This is a genomic window from Hyphomonas chukchiensis (assembly GCF_000682695.1).
GTDB lineage: Bacteria > Pseudomonadota > Alphaproteobacteria > Caulobacterales > Hyphomonadaceae > Hyphomonas > Hyphomonas chukchiensis.
Genome location: NZ_AWFG01000020.1, coordinates 1 through 17,045, shown reverse-complemented (window position 1 = coordinate 17,045; position 17,045 = coordinate 1). Strand labels below are relative to the sequence as shown.

15 protein-coding genes are annotated in these 17,045 nt (G+C 57.1%); 7 read left to right on the top strand and 8 right to left on the bottom strand.

The features are described from left to right. The first annotated feature begins 414 nt into the window (after positions 1 to 414). Entirely contained in the window at positions 415 to 2,226 is a 1,812-nt protein-coding gene (locus HY30_RS08820; RefSeq protein WP_051615182.1) for a pyrroloquinoline quinone-dependent dehydrogenase, read from the top strand. Positions 2,227 to 2,270: 44 nt separating this feature from the next. Then, positions 2,271 to 2,741, top strand: coding sequence for a c-type cytochrome (locus tag HY30_RS20675; protein ID WP_081812141.1), 471 nt, complete (start codon positions 2,271 to 2,273; stop codon positions 2,739 to 2,741). Positions 2,742 to 3,334: 593 nt separating this feature from the next. Here HY30_RS20675 and HY30_RS08815 read toward each other — a convergent pair. The 5 genes from HY30_RS08815 to HY30_RS08795 form a co-directional block, all read right to left on the bottom strand. Further along, on the bottom strand, positions 3,335 to 4,108 hold the full coding sequence (locus HY30_RS08815; RefSeq protein ID WP_051615180.1) for a class II aldolase/adducin family protein: 774 nt from the start codon (positions 4,106 to 4,108) through the stop codon (positions 3,335 to 3,337). Beyond that, positions 4,105 to 5,259 carry an alpha-hydroxy acid oxidase gene (locus HY30_RS08810; protein ID WP_081812139.1) on the bottom strand — a complete coding sequence of 385 codons (1,155 nt, stop codon included), beginning with the start codon at positions 5,257 to 5,259 and terminating at the stop codon, positions 4,105 to 4,107. Before HY30_RS08810 ends, HY30_RS08815 begins: the two co-directional genes overlap by 4 nt. A gap of 380 nt (positions 5,260 to 5,639) precedes the next feature. Beyond that, positions 5,640 to 6,695, bottom strand: coding sequence for a phosphotransferase family protein (locus tag HY30_RS08805; protein ID WP_034739246.1), 1,056 nt, complete (start codon positions 6,693 to 6,695; stop codon positions 5,640 to 5,642). Between the two features lie 11 nt (positions 6,696 to 6,706). Continuing rightward, positions 6,707 to 7,444 (bottom strand): SDR family NAD(P)-dependent oxidoreductase, encoded by a 738-nt coding sequence (locus HY30_RS08800; RefSeq protein ID WP_034739243.1) that lies wholly within the window; start codon positions 7,442 to 7,444, stop codon positions 6,707 to 6,709. An 89-nt stretch (positions 7,445 to 7,533) separates the two neighbouring features. Then, entirely contained in the window at positions 7,534 to 8,844 is a 1,311-nt protein-coding gene (locus HY30_RS08795; RefSeq protein WP_206741444.1) for an acyl-CoA dehydrogenase family protein, read from the bottom strand. Between the two features lie 82 nt (positions 8,845 to 8,926). Here HY30_RS08795 and HY30_RS08790 point away from each other — a divergent pair, with 82 nt between their 5' ends. The 5 genes from HY30_RS08790 to HY30_RS19685 all read left to right on the top strand — a co-directional run bounded on the left by HY30_RS08790 (position 8,927) and on the right by HY30_RS19685 (position 14,224). Continuing rightward, positions 8,927 to 9,871 carry a LysR family transcriptional regulator gene (locus HY30_RS08790; RefSeq protein ID WP_034739238.1) on the top strand — a complete coding sequence of 315 codons (945 nt, stop codon included), beginning with the start codon at positions 8,927 to 8,929 and terminating at the stop codon, positions 9,869 to 9,871. Beyond that, on the top strand, positions 9,840 to 11,333 hold the full coding sequence (locus HY30_RS08785) for an aromatic ring-hydroxylating oxygenase subunit alpha (protein ID WP_206741443.1): 1,494 nt from the start codon (positions 9,840 to 9,842) through the stop codon (positions 11,331 to 11,333). The genes HY30_RS08790 and HY30_RS08785 overlap by 32 nt, the downstream gene beginning before the upstream one ends. Continuing rightward, positions 11,333 to 11,857 (top strand): aromatic-ring-hydroxylating dioxygenase subunit beta, encoded by a 525-nt coding sequence (locus HY30_RS08780; RefSeq protein WP_051615178.1) that lies wholly within the window; start codon positions 11,333 to 11,335, stop codon positions 11,855 to 11,857. The genes HY30_RS08785 and HY30_RS08780 overlap by 1 nt, the downstream gene beginning before the upstream one ends. Positions 11,858 to 12,056: 199 nt before the next feature. Further along, the gene (locus HY30_RS08775; protein WP_051615176.1) at positions 12,057 to 13,361 is read left to right on the top strand and encodes a cytochrome P450; all 1,305 of its coding nucleotides are present in this window, start codon (positions 12,057 to 12,059) and stop codon (positions 13,359 to 13,361) included. A 128-nt stretch (positions 13,362 to 13,489) separates the two neighbouring features. Then, positions 13,490 to 14,224, top strand: a complete 735-nt coding sequence (locus tag HY30_RS19685; protein WP_162176915.1) for an alpha/beta fold hydrolase — start codon at positions 13,490 to 13,492, stop codon at positions 14,222 to 14,224. A gap of 153 nt (positions 14,225 to 14,377) precedes the next feature. Here HY30_RS19685 and HY30_RS08770 read toward each other — a convergent pair whose 3' ends face one another. The 3 genes from HY30_RS08770 to HY30_RS08760 form a co-directional block, all read right to left on the bottom strand. Further along, complete coding sequence (locus tag HY30_RS08770; RefSeq protein WP_034739233.1) at positions 14,378 to 15,412, bottom strand: MDR family NADP-dependent oxidoreductase; 1,035 nt, start codon at positions 15,410 to 15,412, stop codon at positions 14,378 to 14,380. Positions 15,413 to 15,532: 120 nt separating this feature from the next. Further along, positions 15,533 to 16,462, bottom strand: a complete 930-nt coding sequence (locus HY30_RS08765) for an electron transfer flavoprotein subunit alpha/FixB family protein (RefSeq protein WP_034739232.1) — start codon at positions 16,460 to 16,462, stop codon at positions 15,533 to 15,535. Next, positions 16,462 to 17,045 (bottom strand): electron transfer flavoprotein subunit beta/FixA family protein (locus HY30_RS08760; protein ID WP_034739230.1); only part of this gene is annotated, 584 nt, incomplete at its 5' end. The genes HY30_RS08760 and HY30_RS08765, both read right to left, overlap by 1 nt.

The window sequence follows — 17,045 nt, the reverse complement described above, 5'->3', positions numbered from 1 at the left end:
TTTTTGGACTGCCTTTACCCAGGCGTGTCAGGTGATTCTGCTTTATGGCGCTGGCGACATGATAACCGGCGCGGCTAGAGCACGCTCTGGTACGCACGTTCCGAAACTGCCGCTGGCGGGCATGGAGAGAATGCGTGTTTCGCTCGAAGGGATGTGGATCCAGTCGACCTGGCTCAAATGCAAATCCGTCAGCGCGTTTGCGACGAGATAGGTGTTTCCAATTATGTCGGACCTGGCCCGCGGATCCGAGAGTCCCGTCGGCATGGACTCGGATGTGGCGCCATCGACTCCTTGACGTACGACAAGATCGTCGTACAAAAAAGGGTGGGGGTAGGCGTCACTTTGCTGCTGCCTTCCACACATAATTAATTGGCTAGGCTGGCCTTGAGACCGGCTCGCAGAAGGAGGAAGACAATGAAGGTTTCAGCCTGCGCCGCCCTGGCACTCATCTCGATTTTAGCTCCCTTTGAGGGCGCCCGCGCGCAGGCTCCTTCCGACTGTCCATATTATGTCTGCGCCGGCGAAGCCGATGCTTATGCTGGCAGCATCGCACGCCAGCGGGAGCGCCTGCTGTCGCAACTGACGCCGGTCACGGACGCTATGCTGGAGGAGCCGTCTCCGGGCGATTGGCTTAACTGGCGGAGGACGCAGAATGGCTGGGGGTTCAGTCCGCTTGAACAAGTTAATCGAGACACTGCGTCTGAGTTACAACTGGCGTGGTCGTGGTCCATGGAAGCTGGACCCAATGTCTCGACACCCATCATCCACGACGGCGTGCTGTTCGTTCAGAATTTTGGCGATCGGGTGCAAGCCCTCGATGCGGCTACGGGCGACCTGCTGTGGGACAATAACCGCGCGACTCGCAAGGATAGCGGTCGATTTCGCGGCAAGAAATCCATGGCGATTTACGAGGACAAGCTCATCATCGCCACGGAAGATGAACATCTGGTGGCTTTGAATGTGCGCACTGGCAAGGTTGTATGGGACCAGCCTGTAGCATCGGCAGAACAGAACTACCATTTCTCCGGAGGCCCGATCGTGGCGAACGGTAAAATCGTCGCGGGCTTGAGCGGCTGCGTTCGCAACCAGCCAGGCGGATGTTATATCGCCGGCTATGAAGCAGAAACCGGACATGAGCTATGGCGCTTCTATACAGTTGCAAAGCCGGGAGAGCCCGGAGGCGAGAGCTGGGCGGGACTGCCACTGGAGGAGCGTCGCGGCGGGTCAGTCTGGATGCCGGGCACTTACGATCCCGAGCTGAATCTCGTCTTCTACGGGACTGGGCAGGCAACACCCTATAACGCAGTTCAAAGGGGAACGGAAACTGGCGGTTCTCAGACAGGTTTGCTATTTACGAACTCCACCCTGGCGCTCAATCCAGACACGGGAAAGCTTGCCTGGTTTTATCAGCATCTTCCCAACGACACCTGGGATCTCGACTACGCGTTTGAGCGCCTTGTCATTCCACTGACCGTCGACGGAGAAAAACGAAAGGCTGTGGCTACGATCGGCAAACTGGGAATCGTCGAACTTCTTGATGCCGCGACGGGAGAGTTTCTTGCGGCGAATGATCTAGGCATCCAGAATATCATCAAATCGATCGACCCGGGAACGGGGGAGAAATTCATCGACGAAAGCAGATGGCCTCAGTCGCTGGACTCCAAACTGTCTTATTGTCCGGGACCTGGTGGAGCGCGCAATTGGCCGGCAACATCCTACGATCCCCGCACCGAGATGCTGTACGTGCCAATGAATGAGCATTGCGCGGTCGCGGTCGCGGCGCCATTGGAGCCGGGGGAAAAGTATAACGGTGGAGCGGGAAGCACCTACATCTTCTCGCCGACGCCGAATAGCGATGGAAGGATTGGCAGGTTCGAAGCCTACAGTTTTTCCGCGATGAAGAGCCAGTGGCGCTATAGGGAGCGAGCGCCACAGGGGGCAGGGGCACTCGCAACAGCTGGCGGCATTGTCTTCGGCGGATCCCTGGATCGGCGGTTTCGCGCTATGCAGAGCGAGACCGGTGACGTGCTCTGGGAGACGAGGCTTTCGGCGGCAGTCAACTCGCTGCCCGTAACATACGAGGCGAATGGCAAGCAGTTTGTCGCCGTGATGACTGGGTCGGGAACCACGTTTGAAGGGGCATTCGCTGGAATGCTGCCGGAAGTTCGCAATCCTCCCACAGCAAGCGCCACACTGTGGGTCTTTTCAGTTGGGGAAAATCAATAGTGTGCAGCACAGGAATCGTTCTGAACCGACATGAGAATGAATTGATGGGAAATATTTTTCGGGGATTCGACAGCTTCACGCGCACTTATCGACAGCGATCCGCGATGGCATTGGGCATGATCTGTGGTATCGTCCTGTCGGTTGCTGCCCACGCTGATCCCTTGCCGACGGAAAGTCCTGATACAGTTGTCTCGTACACCGTGGAGCAAGCAGGCCGTGGACGTAACATATTTCGAGAATCATGTTCCCAATGTCATGGTGATAGCCTCAACAATGGCGAATTCGGCCCGCCGCTTACGGGAGGGAATTTTCGGCAGCACTGGCGCGGAAAGCCTATTCTCGATCTCTACGAGAGAGTACTACACACCATGCCCCCAGCAGCCCCGAACTCGTTGGGCGAAGATGCTTACCGGGATGTCATCGCGTATATTCTACAGGCCAACAGGGTTCGGTCTGATGGCTCCGAAATGCCGGATTCCAGGGAGGGTATGCATGCGCAAATCATTCCTCAATAGTGCGGACGAACACAAAGACCGAATGTGCTCACCTTCTACAGGAACGAAGCAGGCCTGATGGCCTGCAAAGGGGGCGAACGGGTTCTGCCGTGGCTTCGGCATATGGTGTGGTGAACTCGCCTTAACATGTCAGGACATGACTGCCGGGGTCGCTCGAATCGTGTCTGTTCAAGGTTCAACATTGATTCCTGAAAGCATCAGGCACAGGAGACGCGATCTGAAACATAAGCTCGGAGTTTCGATCGTGTGAATGTCTTCAATTCAGATGGCAACCAGGTCACCCGTGCGTTCTGTCATCGCTCCGAGATCAAGCCGATCCCGCACTTTAGAGCGATGGCCAAAGTCCTATTAAGATCCCTGCAAACGTCGCGCTAACGCATGGATTACGGACAGTGGAGCCGAGATTCTCGACCGGATCACGCATGCGGAATTCTCCAGGTCGTTTCTGCTTCGGGGCTCGATAACGTCAGAGCCGGTGAATGTCGTACGCGTCGTTGAGCCTGTGAAAGAGATCAGGGCTACTGTAAAATCCGCTCGTCAATTCGGTCGCGGAATTCAACTGACGAGGTGAAAATGGGCAGATGCCAAGGGACTCAATCGAGCAGGTCCGGCTGTTCGCCAGCAAGTTTCTCGAAGAGCATCTCGAAGACAACCCGCCCTGCATAGGGAGATCCATTAACTTCGGCGGTGCGGCGCGCAGTTGCGGGATCGATTGGCTGTGGTTTTCCGGCGGCTTCGGCCAATAGTTGCACGCGACAGACATCATCCATGGAGATGAACCACCAGGCTGCTTCTTCGACGCTCTGTCCCACAGTCAGAAGGCCATGGCTCTTGAGGATCGCTGCCTTGGCGCCCCCGAGGGTTCTGGCAATCCGCTCGCTCTCATCGATTTCAAACACCGGTCCGGCGTAGGAGTCGAAAAGGACATGATCCTCATAGAACGCGCAAGCATCCTGAGTCAGTGGATCGATCAGCTTGCCGAGGGTCGAGAAAGCGCGGCCATAGACTGAATGCATGTGCACCGCGGCCACCACGTCCGGCCGCATTCTGTGGATGACAGAGTGTATGGCAAAGGCCGCCGGAGCGAGCGGACGTTCCCCTTCGAGGACCTCACCATTCTCGTGGACGAGCAGGAGCCAGGAGGCCCGCATATGACTTAAAGGAACTCCTATCGGATTGACCCAGAAGCAGTCAGGGCGCCCCGGATCCCGGGCGGTGACATGACCGGCCAGACCACGGTCAAAACCGTTATGCGCGAAGGCTCGGCACGCGCCGGCAAGGCGTTGTTTGCGGTGCGCGCGTTCGTCGGCAATCGAACGGACCGGTGGGGTTGGGGTCAGCGACAGGTTGAACTCCGGTGGACTCATTGCGCGCGCTCCTGGCATATGCGGACCAGTAAGTCGGGATCCAGTCCGGTCGCTTTTTGACAGCCCAGCATGGCAAGGTCGCGGTGTAGCTCGTCTTTCAGGAGCCGGGCTGCATGCCGCACGCCGTTCGTTCGCGCCAGTGCCATGGCGTAGTAGAAAGGCCGGCCGACAAAAATCAGCCGTGCACCTAGCGCCATTGCCTTGAGAATATCTGAGCCACGCCGGATTCCACCGTCCATCATCATCGGAATGTCTGGCGCAGCCGCCACCATTCCAGGCAATGCTTCCAGCGCGGTCGCGGCGCTGTCGAGCTGCCGGCCTCCATGATTGGACGCAATGATTCCGTCGATACCTTCCTGTCGTGCGCGCTCGGCATCTGCGGGGTGCAAGAGACCCTTGAGGACGAGATGGCCCGGCCATAGGGCTCTGACGGCAGCGACATCATCCCAGCCTAGTTGCGCGCGTTGGCGGGAGACGGGTGAGCCACCCATGAGCGGGCCTCCACGCTTGGGTCCTAAGTTCTCGTAGTGGGGCACCCCATCGCTCAGCAGTGTTCGCATGAGCACGTCGAGAAGCCATCTGGGATGACGAATGCCGTCAAGGGCGAGGCGAATGGACGGACGCAAGGGCAATGAAAAGCCGAGGCGTTCATAGTGACTGCGGTTGCTCATCACCGGTACGTCCACGGTCACGACCAGGACTTTGAAACCGGCCGCCCAGACACGGCGAACAAGCGCTGCGGCTCTTGTCCTGTCGGCCGGCATATATGCCTGAAACCAAGGCGCTCCGCCCAGAGGCGGAATAGCCTCCATAGGTGTTGACGAGGCGCCGCTAAGCAGCATGGGCAGACCTTCCGCCGCAGCTCCAGCCGCCAAAACCTGGTCTCCGCGAAAACAGCCTAGCGCTGCGCCGCCCATAGGGGCGATGCCGAAGGGGGCAGCATAGGTGTGCCCGAATATGGTGGTGGTCAGGTCAGGGACCAGAGCGCCGGCGAGCACCCGCGGACGAAAGGCCCAGCAATCAAAGGACTCGAGATTGCGTCTGGAAGCCCTGTCGTCCTCGATCCCTGTGCCGACATATCCGAACACTGAGCGCGGAAGACGATTGCGTGCCCGGTGCTCGAAATCACCTAACGACCTAATGGCTGACATCGAAACCCTAACATTTTGTGAGTCGCTGCAGTGTGGCTGGCGGTTTCATGAGACCTTTAGTGAGGCAGCTCAGCGACCATAGGCAATTCTTGAATCCGGTGTGATACACCTCAATATTCCTTGCGATATGATGCGGAGACTCCCTGGTCGACAATTGGCCAATAATTCCATTATTTAGAAAAGAATTCCATTATCAATAAGCTTTTGTAAATGGAAACACGGCTAGACGTCAAGTGTCTGCATTGAAAATTCTTAAATGCACTCTGCTGTCATTCCGCTTGCGGGATGTGCCGAGGGGGTGAGCACACGTCCTGTTCGGATCCACATAAAATCTGCGTATTACGTTCAGTCCGCTGAGGAGACTGGCGACAAGCCGTGATTCACAGCCAGACGCGGCGTTGCGACCAGACAAGTCCGCGCTGCATCAGTGCGACTGCGGCAGCGTGAAGTTGATCACCCGTTTCGCGTGGGGCCTTCCCGGTACATGCGCGAGCGTGGGTTCCTTCAAGGATGATTCCGAGTTTGAAACACGCCAGAACGACATACCAATTGAAACCCGAGAGGTCCCGGTCCGACTGGTCTGCATAGTGCGCGATCAGTTCATCAACTTGCGGAAATCCGTCCCAGGGTTCAACTTGCAAGACTGGAAGTTCGGGAGCGTAGCCGCGCCATGTGGCGACAATCCAGGCAAGATCCAGCAACGGATCACCTATCGTCGACAATTCCCAGTCCACGATCGCTGCGAGTTTCGGGCTGTCATACCGGTACATGACATTCGCCAACTGGTAGTCGCCATGCAGTATGCCGGGCTGATAGCCTGAAGGGATATGGGTTGACAGGTATTCGGACAATGGCTCGACACCTTCCAGGCTCTCAGGGCCTGGCCACCCCGCTTGGCGTGCGTATGACGAAAGTTGCTCCTGCCATCGAGAGACTTGCCGTTCGAGAAAGTTCTCAGGCCTCCCAAATCCCTCTAGCCCCACGGCGAGATAGTCTAGGCGAGCCAGCGCAGCGGCGCCGTCCACCAGCGAAAAGCCCATGCGTCGCCGCATGGCCGGATCGGACCGGTGCGGTTCCGGCATGCCGTTCACGGCATTGAAGCCCGAGATGGGTTCCATGAGGTAGAAGCAGGCACCGAGTACGCTTTCGTCGCTGCAAGTCGCCATGAGCGCAGGGTGGGGAACGTCACTGCCCGCGAGCGCGGCAAGAACCTGCGCCTCCCGCATCATTGTCTTGTTGGCTTCGGGCCTTGGGTTCAGAGAGGGGCGCCGCAAAACATACTGCCTGTCCAGACGCTGAAATCGGGTGATCAGGTTTTGAGTGCCGCCTGCAAGAAGAGTTACGTCTTCGATCGGTCCGCTGCCGAGGCCGCGTGAATCCATCCATTCGGCAAGCCGATCAATCTGGATGCCCGTCTTGTCTGTTTGTGTGTCCATTCTGTCAGCACTCAGAGCAACATGCCGCCGTCGGCCAATAGCGTCTGGCCAACAATGTAGCCACCCATCGGCGAGGCAAGAAAGAGGGCGATGGCCGCCATTTCCTCGGGCGTACCAAACCGCCCCAGGGGAATGTTGGATTTCGCTGCTTCGGCTCGCGATTCGTTTTCAGTCGTTACACGCGTCATGCGCGTTGGCACAAACCCGGGCGCGATGCCGTTCACGCGAATCCCGTCAGCGGCCCAGGCCTGGCCAAGAGTGCGGGTAAGCCCCAGCGCGCCGGCTTTGGAAGCATTATAGGCAGGGTTGCCGCGCGTGGCGTGGAAGGCGGCCGATGAGCTTACAATGATAAGTGAACCGCCGTTCTGGGCAAGCTGTTCGCGGAACTTCATCGCGCAGCTCATCAAGCTGGTCAGGTTGACGTCAAGTACGCGCCTGAAACCATCGATCTCGAATTCCTTGCGTCCGTAGAGGACGAGGCCCTGGCAAAGGACAAGAATGTCCAGTTTTGAGAAAGGGGGTGCATAGGCCTCGACCTTGTCGGACTGGCTGACGTCCATGCACGCATAGTGGAGGCCCTTGAGATCGGATGTCGCTTCGTCATCATAGTCTGTCGCGGACGGCCGCGTGCCCCAGACAAAGACGTCTGCGCCTTTCGAACGGAACGCCTGGGCAGTTGCATTCCCAATGCCGCTCGTGCCGCCGACAACCAGGGCCGTCTTGCCTTCAAAATCTATCGTATAATCCATGCTGGATCACTCCTTTCGTCTGCACCGCTCCGGAGGCGGAAGCGGATGCCTATACCGGCACGACACCGGCGCGTGTTGCATCAATCGTTTCAGTCAGCAGGATATTTGAGGTCTGCCTGCGCTTTGGCCCTGTGGTGGATATATTCAGGGAACTGATCCTGCGATGGCTCGACATCGCGCAGCATTTCCTTGGCCACGGTGAGTTTGTGGACTTCGGTCGGGCCATCCGCAAGACCGATCATGTAGCTATTCATGAGATGGTATGAAAACGGCATTTCGGTCGACAGGCCCAGGGATCCGTGCAGGTGGAGGGCAGTCGACGAAACATCATGCAGGACTTTGGGCATCATGACTTTTACAGCAGCAATATTCTGTTTGATCGCTTTCCAGTCTTTCGATTCGTCCGCCAGCCAGGCTGCCTCGAGTGTCAGAAGCCTGAACTGGCGAAGTTGTATCCAGCAATCTGCCAGCCTTTCCTGAACCATCTGCTTTTCCGACAGGCGTTCGCCTTTGGTAAAGCGTGACGCCACGCGCTGGCATGTCAGATCGAGGCATTTTGTTGCCTCGGCAAGGGCCCGCATCGCATGGTGCAAGCGGCCGCCGCCCAGCCGAACCTGGGCCACGGCAAAGGCATCACCGTTCTCTCCGAGCATATGGTCTTTGGGGACGCGCACATCATTGAATCTCAGGTGCGCATGTTCGGGTTCGGCTTGGCCGAAATAGGTGTAATCGCGCACAAACTCAATGCCCGGTGTATCAGCGGGAACGATGAACATGGACATGCTTCGATAGGGATTTTTCGCGTCGGGGTCTGTCACCGCCATGACAATGAAAAAGGCTGCAAAGCGCGCATTGGATGCAAACCACTTTTCCCCGCTGATGACCCATTCGTCACCCTCGGCAACCGCCCGTGTCTTCAGCAGGAGAGGATCTGAACCGCCGTGAGGCTCGGTCATTGCGAAGCAGGACACGATATCATTGTTCAGGAGAGGGCTTAAGAAGCGTTCCTTCTGCTCCGGCGTGCCGTAATGTGCCAGAATTTCGGAATTTCCGGTATCCGGCGCCTGGGCGCCGAATACGATCGGGCCGAACCGGGAACGTCCGAATTGTTCGTTCATAAGTGCCAGCTTGAGCTGACCATAGCCCTTTCCGCCGAGTTCTGACCCCAGATGACACGCCCAAAGCCCGCGCTCTTTGACCTGCTCCTGCAGGGGCCGAACAAATCGTTTGAAACGCGCGTCGTGGATATTCCATTGGCTGCCAAGGATTGAATCCAATGGTTCGACTTCGGAATCGACAAATTTTCTGATCCAATCCAGTTCTGATTGGAAATCCGGGTCAGTTTGAAACGACCACATGGCTTCTCTCCTATTTCGGCGCAACATCGGGCAGGGTGCCATTATGGTGATGGCCGAGTCGAATCGGAAATCGCTTCACAATCAATCCAGAATGCTTATAGATGTGCCCAATTGAACCTGACGTATGGGCGTGCAAGTGGACCTTAAGGCATCCCCATTTCGGGCATTCCTGAAAATTGCCGAGGTAGGGTCTTTCACCAAGGCGGCGAATGCGCTGAACGTCTCGCAGCCAGCCTTGTCGGCCAGTATCCGGGAAATGGAGCGCCAGCTCGGGTTTGATCTCTTTGATCGTACAAGCCGCCGGGTTGATCTTACCAAGGAGGGGCGCGCATTTATTGCCAACGCCCGGAGAATCGTACTCGAAACCGAGTGGCTGCATCAGAAGGCTGAGGAGATCCGGACCAACGCGTTGAGACTGGCGGTCCAGCCTCACTCCGTATTCTTTCCTGTGCGCACGCGGCTGACGGACACGTTTCTGCAAGCGCATGCGCAAGCGAACGTAGAGATTCTCGCCCTCGGCCATGTGCGGATATTCGATGCGTTGCGCGAGGATGACATTGACCTGGCAGTCGTTATCGAACCGCAATCAAGTGAGATGGACGGACCGGGACGGGACGAGGACCTCGAGCGATTGGTCATTCGCAGCCGACCGGTGAAGCTCCTGGTACCGGAAGAGCAATCGCTGAGCTCCGCGAAGGCGCTCCATGGCGCCGATCTGATGGGGGTTCCCGTCGCAACCATCAACAGGCTTCACGGGGTCGCCCTCGCTGAAACAGTAGCGCGAGCGCTGGTGGGTGCCGGGGCTGAGCTGGTGCGGCCGCCCGAAGCGGACGTGTTTTCGCTCGTGAGGCACGCATGGCTTACGCGCACTATTTGTGTTGACCTCGGCTGGTTCGACATCGAGCCCTGGTGCGGATACCTGGCCGGAAAAGGCCGCCTGGCGTCGAAGCCGATCCCCGGGCTCGGCCTCGCGACGCAGCTGACCGTGCTGAGGCGCCGGCGCGAGCAACGTCCAGCGGCATTGCTGTTCTGGGAGCATGCGCGGCAATATCAAATTGACCGCGGTTGAGAGGCGATACCTGCTCCAAGGCCGTCAATCTGAAAACAATTTGCATAAAGCGCATGTTTTAGTTAGCCTGTTCTCAACGATTTGGCGGTGCCGCGCACAGCGTGGTGCGCGGAGAGAGGTACGGTACCTGCGAGTGCCCGGCCTGAAGCGATTAGGGAGAAGAAGTATGGTGACGTTGCTGAAGGCAGTTCCTGAAAAGACCGGTACGTGGGTTGTTGAGGATCGGAACAAGGGCGTTTTCAAAGTCGCTCGCGAAGCCTTTGTAAGTGAGGAGGTTCTTGAAAAGGAGCGCGAGCGCATTTTCGAAAATTGCTGGCTCTATCTGGGCCACGCGTCCGAACTAAAACAAGCCAACGATTATCTGACCAGGAATGTTGCCGGGCGCGAACTCATCTTCAATCGCGACCGGAAGGGCACTTACAACGCGTTCTTTAATGTATGCCCTCACAGGGGTGCCATGGTGGCCCGGGAAAAGTGCGGCAGCGCACTCGGCTTCAAGTGTTTCTATCATGGTTGGGCATTCAACAATAATGGCAAGTTTGCCACGCGAATGGGGGAGGGGTTCTACCCGGAAGACTTTGGCAAGGACGGGTCGGTCGATCTCGTTCGGGTGCCGAGGCTCGAAGAGTATCGCGGTTTCTATTTTGTGAATTTCGATGAGCGGGCTGTCAGCGTGGAAGAGTACCTGGCTGATTCGAAGGAGATCATTGATCTCGTGGCCGATCAGTCGCCAAATGGCATGGAAGTCGTCGGGGGCGGGCAGGAATACAGTATCAATGCCAACTGGAAGCTCCTGATGGAAAACAGCTATGATGGCTATCATGCTGAAGACACGCACGCGACCTATTTTGACTACCTGTCTGACTATATTGGCGGCGCCGCCAATGACGATCTGTCAGCGGCCAAAGTGGAGTCGCGCGCTATTGACCTGAAGAACGGTCACGCGGTGATTGAAGGCAAGGCTCCTTGGGGGCGTCCTATTGCAAGAACCATCCCGGCCTGGGGAGAAGAAGGCGCAGCGGACATTCGCGTGATGCGGGAAGAGCTTGAGCAGCGCCTTGGGGCCGAGAAAGCGCACAGGATCGCCGACGCCGACCGTAACATGGGCATTTTCCCCAATCTCGTGATCAATGATATCATGGCCATCACGATCAGAACTTTCTATCCGGTTTCATCCGGTCTCATTCACGTCAACGCATGGGCGCTGGCGCCGATCGGTGAGCCGAGAACTCATAGAAAACGCCGGCTCGACAATTTCCTCGAATTCCTGGGACCAGGCGGGTTCGCGACGCCGGATGATGTGGAAGCGCTGGAGAGTGCGCATCGCGGGTACGGGAATGCGAAGTACGCGCCCTGGAACGATATCTCCAGAGGGCTCCTCAAAGACAAGCCGACGAATTTCGATGAGGAACAGATGCGCTGTTTCTGGCGGGAATGGGCACGCCGGATGGAGGATCAATAATGAGCAAAGTGATGACAAAGGAAGGCTCAATTTCAGTAGAGCCTGTACTGAGCCGCAGCGAATACGAGGATTTTCTCTATCACGAGGCTGCGCTGCTGGATGGCTGGCAGCTTGACGAATGGTTTGCTCTTTTCATCGAGGGGGCAAGCTATGAAGTTCCCACTGCGGGCGCTCCGGATGACGCAGATTCGGCCGAAGCGCTTTTCTACATTGCGGATGACTATTTCCGTCTGGGTCACCGCGTAAAGCGTTTGAACAGCAAGCAGGCGCACTCCGAATGGCCGCGTTCCAAGACGCTGCATACCGTCACCAATGTCCGCATCCTCGGTGCAGACGCTGACGGCGTGAAGGTCACGTCGTATTTCGTGACTTATCGTACCAAAAACAATGTGACCCATACTTTTGTCGGCCGTCATTATTACGTGCTTCGTAAAATTGAGGGTCAAGTTCGCATCGTTTCGAAACGCAGCATGCTCGACATAGACAATCTGCGACCTCAGGGGCGCGTGAGTATCATAGTCTAATACAGGTGCGCTCGCTACGTCATGGGCATACGCCTGTTGTTCAGTCGGGGATCGCGAGTGTGTTGCCGCAGTCCAGCAGACTTCTTTTTCGCGATCCGGGGTCGGTATTGTCGGCAGGAGGCTGAGCGATCAGCGCCCTTTGTTGTTGACCGCTGTGCGTCCTCCGCGACCAGGGAAGTGCGCAGAAGGGGAGTGTAATATGCTTGGAACATCGGAGCCAAATTCGGTCCGTATCCCGAATGACAAGGTCTCAACTCTGGTCGACCCGCAAGCATATGCGGATGGCAAGATTTTGGACACCTACAAGTGGCTTCGGAAACACAATCCGCTCGGCCTTGCGGTTGCTGAGGGTTTCGATCATTTCTGGGTCGTCACGCGGGCGGTAGACATTCGCTATATCAGTCTGAAGAACGACCTTTTCCATTCAGGGGACACTCAATTCTCTTTCATGGACAAGGGGAGCGACGAACGTATTCGCGAAATCACCGGTGGTAGTCCCCACCTCGTCCATTCTCTCGTGTCGATGGACCCGCCGGACCACGTGAAGTATCGCTTTATTGCGCAAAGCTATTTCATGCCGCAATCCGTACGGAAACTGGAAGATCGGGTAAGGGAGATCGCACGCGAATTCGCCGACAAGATGCTTTCGACCGGAGGAGAATGTGACTTTCTGACGGAAGTCGCATTGAATTACCCGCTTCGGGTCATAATGAGCATTTTCGGCGTACCCGTGGAGGATGAGCCGATAATGCTGAAATTGACGCAGGAGCTGTTCGGCGCTCAAGATCCAGAAGTCTCCGGCGCAGGCAAGGTGCTCAGCGCAGAAGAACAGGCTGAATACCTTAGCAAGACCGTCGAAGGGTTTCACGCGTACTTTCGAAATCTCAGCAAGGACCGGCGCGCCAATCCACGTGATGACCTAAGTAGCGTGATTGCCAACGCAAAGGTCGACGGAAAGCCGATCCCGGAACACGCCGAGATGGGCTACTATATTACCGTGGCAACCGCAGGACACGATACGACGTCCACATCGACAGCAATTGCCATGTCGCAATTGGCGGGAAATCCTGATCAGTTTCAAAAGGTAAAGGCTGATCCGTCTTTGATTCCGCAGCTCGTTGATGAAGCCATTCGCTGGGCAACGCCAATCAAGAGCTTTATGAGATCCGCAGTTGAAGATGTAGAGGTTGCCGGGAGGCATCTGTCCAAAGGCGACTGGATTATGCTTTGTTACGGTTCCGGCAACAGGGATGAGGCAGTGTATGACGATCCGGACGCCTTCCGCGTTGACCGGACGCCCAATCCTCATGTGTCATTCGGTTCCGGTCCGCATATCTGTCTCGGCATGCATCTCGCGAAACTCGAAATGCGCGTTCTTTTTGAAGAACTTCTTCCGAGACTGAAATCAGTGGAACTAAACGGGACGCCCAGGATGATACCCTCTCTTTTCATCACCGGACCGAAAGCAATCCCGATAAAGTTCGTTGCCGAGTCCGGCGTTTAGCAGAGACCAGGTGCTGGACGTCCCCCGGTTTCGTGAACACCGCAAAAGCGGATTCTGTCAGGACTTGGTGAAGGCAATGACAGACGCCAAGGACGGCTGACAACCTGTCATTCAACGAGGTGCTCAATTTGACATTTCTGCTGGTACACGGTGCATGGCATGGGGCCTGGTGCTGGGATCCATTGGTCGAGGCCCTCGACAGGCGCGGATCGGCGGCCGTTTCTATCACGTTACCCGGCCATGGTCCGGAGGATCGCCCGGGCTGGGATATATCGCTTGGACGCTACGCTGCGGCCGTGAACGAAGCGGCAGCAAAGCTCGACGGCGAGGTTCATGTCGTGGGGCATTCAATGGGAGGAGCGATTATCTCTGCTGCTGCGGAGGCAGAACCAAATCATTATTCCTCATTGATTTATGTCGCGGCATTTTTGCTCCGCTCTGGTGAACGTATCATCGGGGAGGCGCGAAAGCACGGCAACAATGATATGAGTGAGGCCGCCACAATAGATTTGTTACGAGGGCGATCATCTTTGAAATACGAGCACATAGAAAAGTATTTATACAATACCTGCTCATCAGATGACATTAAGATTGCCGCCACGCATTTAGTTGCCCAATCATTGCGACCGCTCCTGGGAAAGGTCAGACATAGCCCGGATCGGTGGGGGCGGTTACCGCGTCACTATATTCACTGTACGCAAGACAATGCGATCCCTCTCAGTCATCAAGAACTGATGGTTGACAGGTTGCCATGCACTAGCGTTGCCTATCTGGATTGTGATCACTCGCCGTTTCTTTCGCAGCCCGATATTTTGGCAGATTCACTAATCAGTACAAAATCCGTAGCACGTGGTTCGCGCTGATCTTCTTCATTGAAAACACCTTTCCGCTCTCACTCGGGGATCGAAGAAGACGTCTCTCTCAATTGGCCAGGAACACGAATCCGGCAGGTGCTCGCAGACTTTTTGTCCGTTTTCCGGACGAAGCGGTCCGACTGATCGGTCTTGATGTCACATTCAAAGGCGCACGTTGAGCTTGCCGTACCGATTACCTCTCAGGGTTCCATTGATGAGCGTATCCGGAAGTTTTTCGAATCCCTCCACAATTGTTGTTGGAGCCTTGATCTTTCCCGCTTTCAATAGCGCCGCCAATTCTCCCTCCGCGCGCAATCGCTGGCAATAGTAGTCAAATACGAGAAGAAACCTTGGATGCAAGTTGCGATCGTCGCAAATCTTGCGAAGGGTCGGCGTCATTGCCTTGCCAAGATCTACAGGCGCATCGAGGGTCGCGCTGTCATATGTCGAGACGTTGCCGTAATGATACCATCTGGCTCCGGGTTTCATCAACGGTATCGTTGACTGCGTCACGATGCCCCCAACCGCGTCGGAGAAGAAATCGACGCCATCCGGGCAATTGAGTGCCAAATCTGTCGCCGGATCGTTGCCTTTATAGTCCACAGCAGCGTCAAATCCGAGTTCCTCAACGAGCCACCGACACTTTTCGGAACCTCCACCAAAACCAATGACGCGACAACCTGCGAGCTTTGCGAGTTGACCGATAATAGCACCGCATGCGCCTGTTGCGCCGCCCACAACCACAGTTTCTCCTGCGTTCAAGCGACCAACCTCCTGGAGGCCAAAATATGCCGTCAGGCCGGTCACGCCGAGGATTCCGATCAACTCTTCATCGCTATAGCCAAGCGAACATTTATAGACATACTCAGAGCGCTCATAACTATTGACGATCGCATAATCCTGCCAGCCCAGGTCGCCGTGAATCACATCTCCAATGCGAAAGCGCCGATCGCGGGATGCGACGACTTCGCCGATTGCGAAGCCTGCCATTACGTCACCGGGGTCCAGTTTTGGGCGATAGTTTTGCATAACAAAGTAAGTGCGATTAGCCGGATCCGTCGATACAAGGCGATTTCGCACAAGCACTTGACCCTGCTTCGGGTCAATGATGGGAATTTCGCGGTACGAGAAATTTTCTGCAACCAGTTGACCGGTCACCGGACGAGCATAGATCCATTGTCTGTTGGTCTCAGTCATTTTCTATCCCTGTAGTCGATGTTCCGGTTCGGTGATTTACGTTAGCGCGGTCGTTGGCGGTTGCTTCATGGTCGCGCTGGGTTAGGGGGCAGAATTCGAAATGCGTTGTGTATCAGGCGCCTAGAGGGCGTCGGTCAGTTCCGGAACGGCGTTGAAGAGGTCTGCCACGAGACCGTAATCGGCGACCTGGAAGATCGGGGCTTCCTCGTCCTTGTTGATCGCGACGATGATCTTGGAATCCTTCATGCCGGCGAGGTGCTGGATCGCGCCGGAAATGCCGACGGCGATGTAGAGCTCGGGCGCAACGATCTTGCCGGTCTGGCCGACCTGGTAGTCGTTGGGCGCGTAGCCCGCATCGACGGCGGCGCGCGAGGCACCGACAGCGGCGCCGAGCTTGTCAGCGAGCGGCACGATGAGGCGGTTGAACTCTTCGGACGAGCCGAGGGCGCGGCCGCCGGAGACGACGCGCTTGGCACCGGTGAGTTCGGGGCGATCCGATTTCACCATTTCTTCGGACACGAATTCAGACTTGAACGGGCCGGACGGCGCCGCAGCATCCTCGATCGAGGCCGAGCCGTCATTGCCGGCGGCCGGGAAAGCCGTGCCGCGCACGGTGATGACTTTCTTGGCGTCGGCGGACTTGACCGTCATGATCGCGTTGCCCGCATAGATCGGACGCACGAACGTGCTCTGGTCGATAACGTCGATGATTTCGGAGAGCTGCATGACGTCAAGCTTGGCGGCGATGCGCGGCGCAATGTTCTTGCCGGTGGTCGACGCGGCGATGAAGACGGCGTCATAGTTCGCCATCAGCGGCACGACGAGGGCTTCCATGGCTTCGGCAGTCTGCTTGCGCAGGCTTTCGCCTTCGGCCTTCAGCACCTTGCGCACGCCGGACACCTTGGCGGCTTCCGGGGCCACGGCGCCGGCATTTTCGCCCGCGACGAGGATGTCGACGTCGCCGCCGAATTTAGCGGCCGCGGTGACGACCTTGTGGGTCGCGTCCGACAGGCCGCCATGGTGATGCTCAGCAATTACGAGAACGGCCATTATACAGCTCCTGCAGTCTTGAGTTTGGCGACCAGCGCGGCGACGTCCTCGACCTTTTCACCGGCCTGGCGCACGGGCGGCTCGGTGACAGTGACGACGGTGAGGCGCGGCGAGATGTCGACGCCGTAGTCTTCCGGCGATTTCTCGTCGATCGGCTTCTTCTTCGCCTTCATGATGTTCGGCAGCGAGGCGTAGCGCGGCTCGTTGAGGCGCAGGTCGACCGTCACGACGGCCGGCATGGCCAGCGAGACGGTCTGCAGGCCGCCATCGACTTCGCGGGTGACCTTCAGCTTGTCGCCGTCTTTTTCGAGCTTGTAGGCGAAGGTGCCCTGCGGCCAGTCGAGCAGCGCCGCCAGCATCTGGCCGGTCTGGTTGCTATCGTCATCGATGGCCTGCTTGCCGAGGATGACCAGTTCCGGGCTCTCTTCGGCCACCACTTTGGCGAGCAGCTTGGCAACGGCCAGCGGCTCGACGGTGGCGTCGGTCTTGATCAGGATGCCGCGGTCAGCGCCCATGGCGAGCGATGTGCGCAGGGTTTCCTGGGCCTGCTGGGGGCCGATGGAGACAACCACGATCTCGGTGA

Excerpts from the sequence above, each read along its gene's own strand:
- HY30_RS08810 (WP_081812139.1), bottom strand. The coding sequence starts at position 5,259 with ATGTCAGCCATTAGGTCGTTAGGTGATTTCGAGCACCGGGCACGCAAT.
- HY30_RS08790 (WP_034739238.1), top strand. The coding sequence starts at position 8,927 with ATGGGCGTGCAAGTGGACCTTAAGGCATCCCCATTTCGGGCATTCCTG.
- HY30_RS08780 (WP_051615178.1), top strand. The coding sequence starts at position 11,333 with ATGAGCAAAGTGATGACAAAGGAAGGCTCAATTTCAGTAGAGCCTGTA.
- HY30_RS08770 (WP_034739233.1), bottom strand. The coding sequence starts at position 15,412 with ATGACTGAGACCAACAGACAATGGATCTATGCTCGTCCGGTGACCGGT.
- HY30_RS08815 (WP_051615180.1), bottom strand. The coding sequence starts at position 4,108 with ATGAGTCCACCGGAGTTCAACCTGTCGCTGACCCCAACCCCACCGGTC.
- HY30_RS08775 (WP_051615176.1), top strand. The coding sequence starts at position 12,057 with ATGCTTGGAACATCGGAGCCAAATTCGGTCCGTATCCCGAATGACAAG.
- HY30_RS08800 (WP_034739243.1), bottom strand. The coding sequence starts at position 7,444 with ATGGATTATACGATAGATTTTGAAGGCAAGACGGCCCTGGTTGTCGGC.
- HY30_RS08805 (WP_034739246.1), bottom strand. The coding sequence starts at position 6,695 with ATGGACACACAAACAGACAAGACGGGCATCCAGATTGATCGGCTTGCC.
- HY30_RS08820 (WP_051615182.1), top strand. The coding sequence starts at position 415 with ATGAAGGTTTCAGCCTGCGCCGCCCTGGCACTCATCTCGATTTTAGCT.
- HY30_RS08785 (WP_206741443.1), top strand. The coding sequence starts at position 9,840 with ATGCGCGGCAATATCAAATTGACCGCGGTTGAGAGGCGATACCTGCTC.
- HY30_RS08765 (WP_034739232.1), bottom strand. The coding sequence starts at position 16,462 with ATGGCCGTTCTCGTAATTGCTGAGCATCACCATGGCGGCCTGTCGGAC.
- HY30_RS20675 (WP_081812141.1), top strand. The coding sequence starts at position 2,271 with ATGGGAAATATTTTTCGGGGATTCGACAGCTTCACGCGCACTTATCGA.
- HY30_RS08795 (WP_206741444.1), bottom strand. The coding sequence starts at position 8,844 with ATGGCACCCTGCCCGATGTTGCGCCGAAATAGGAGAGAAGCCATGTGG.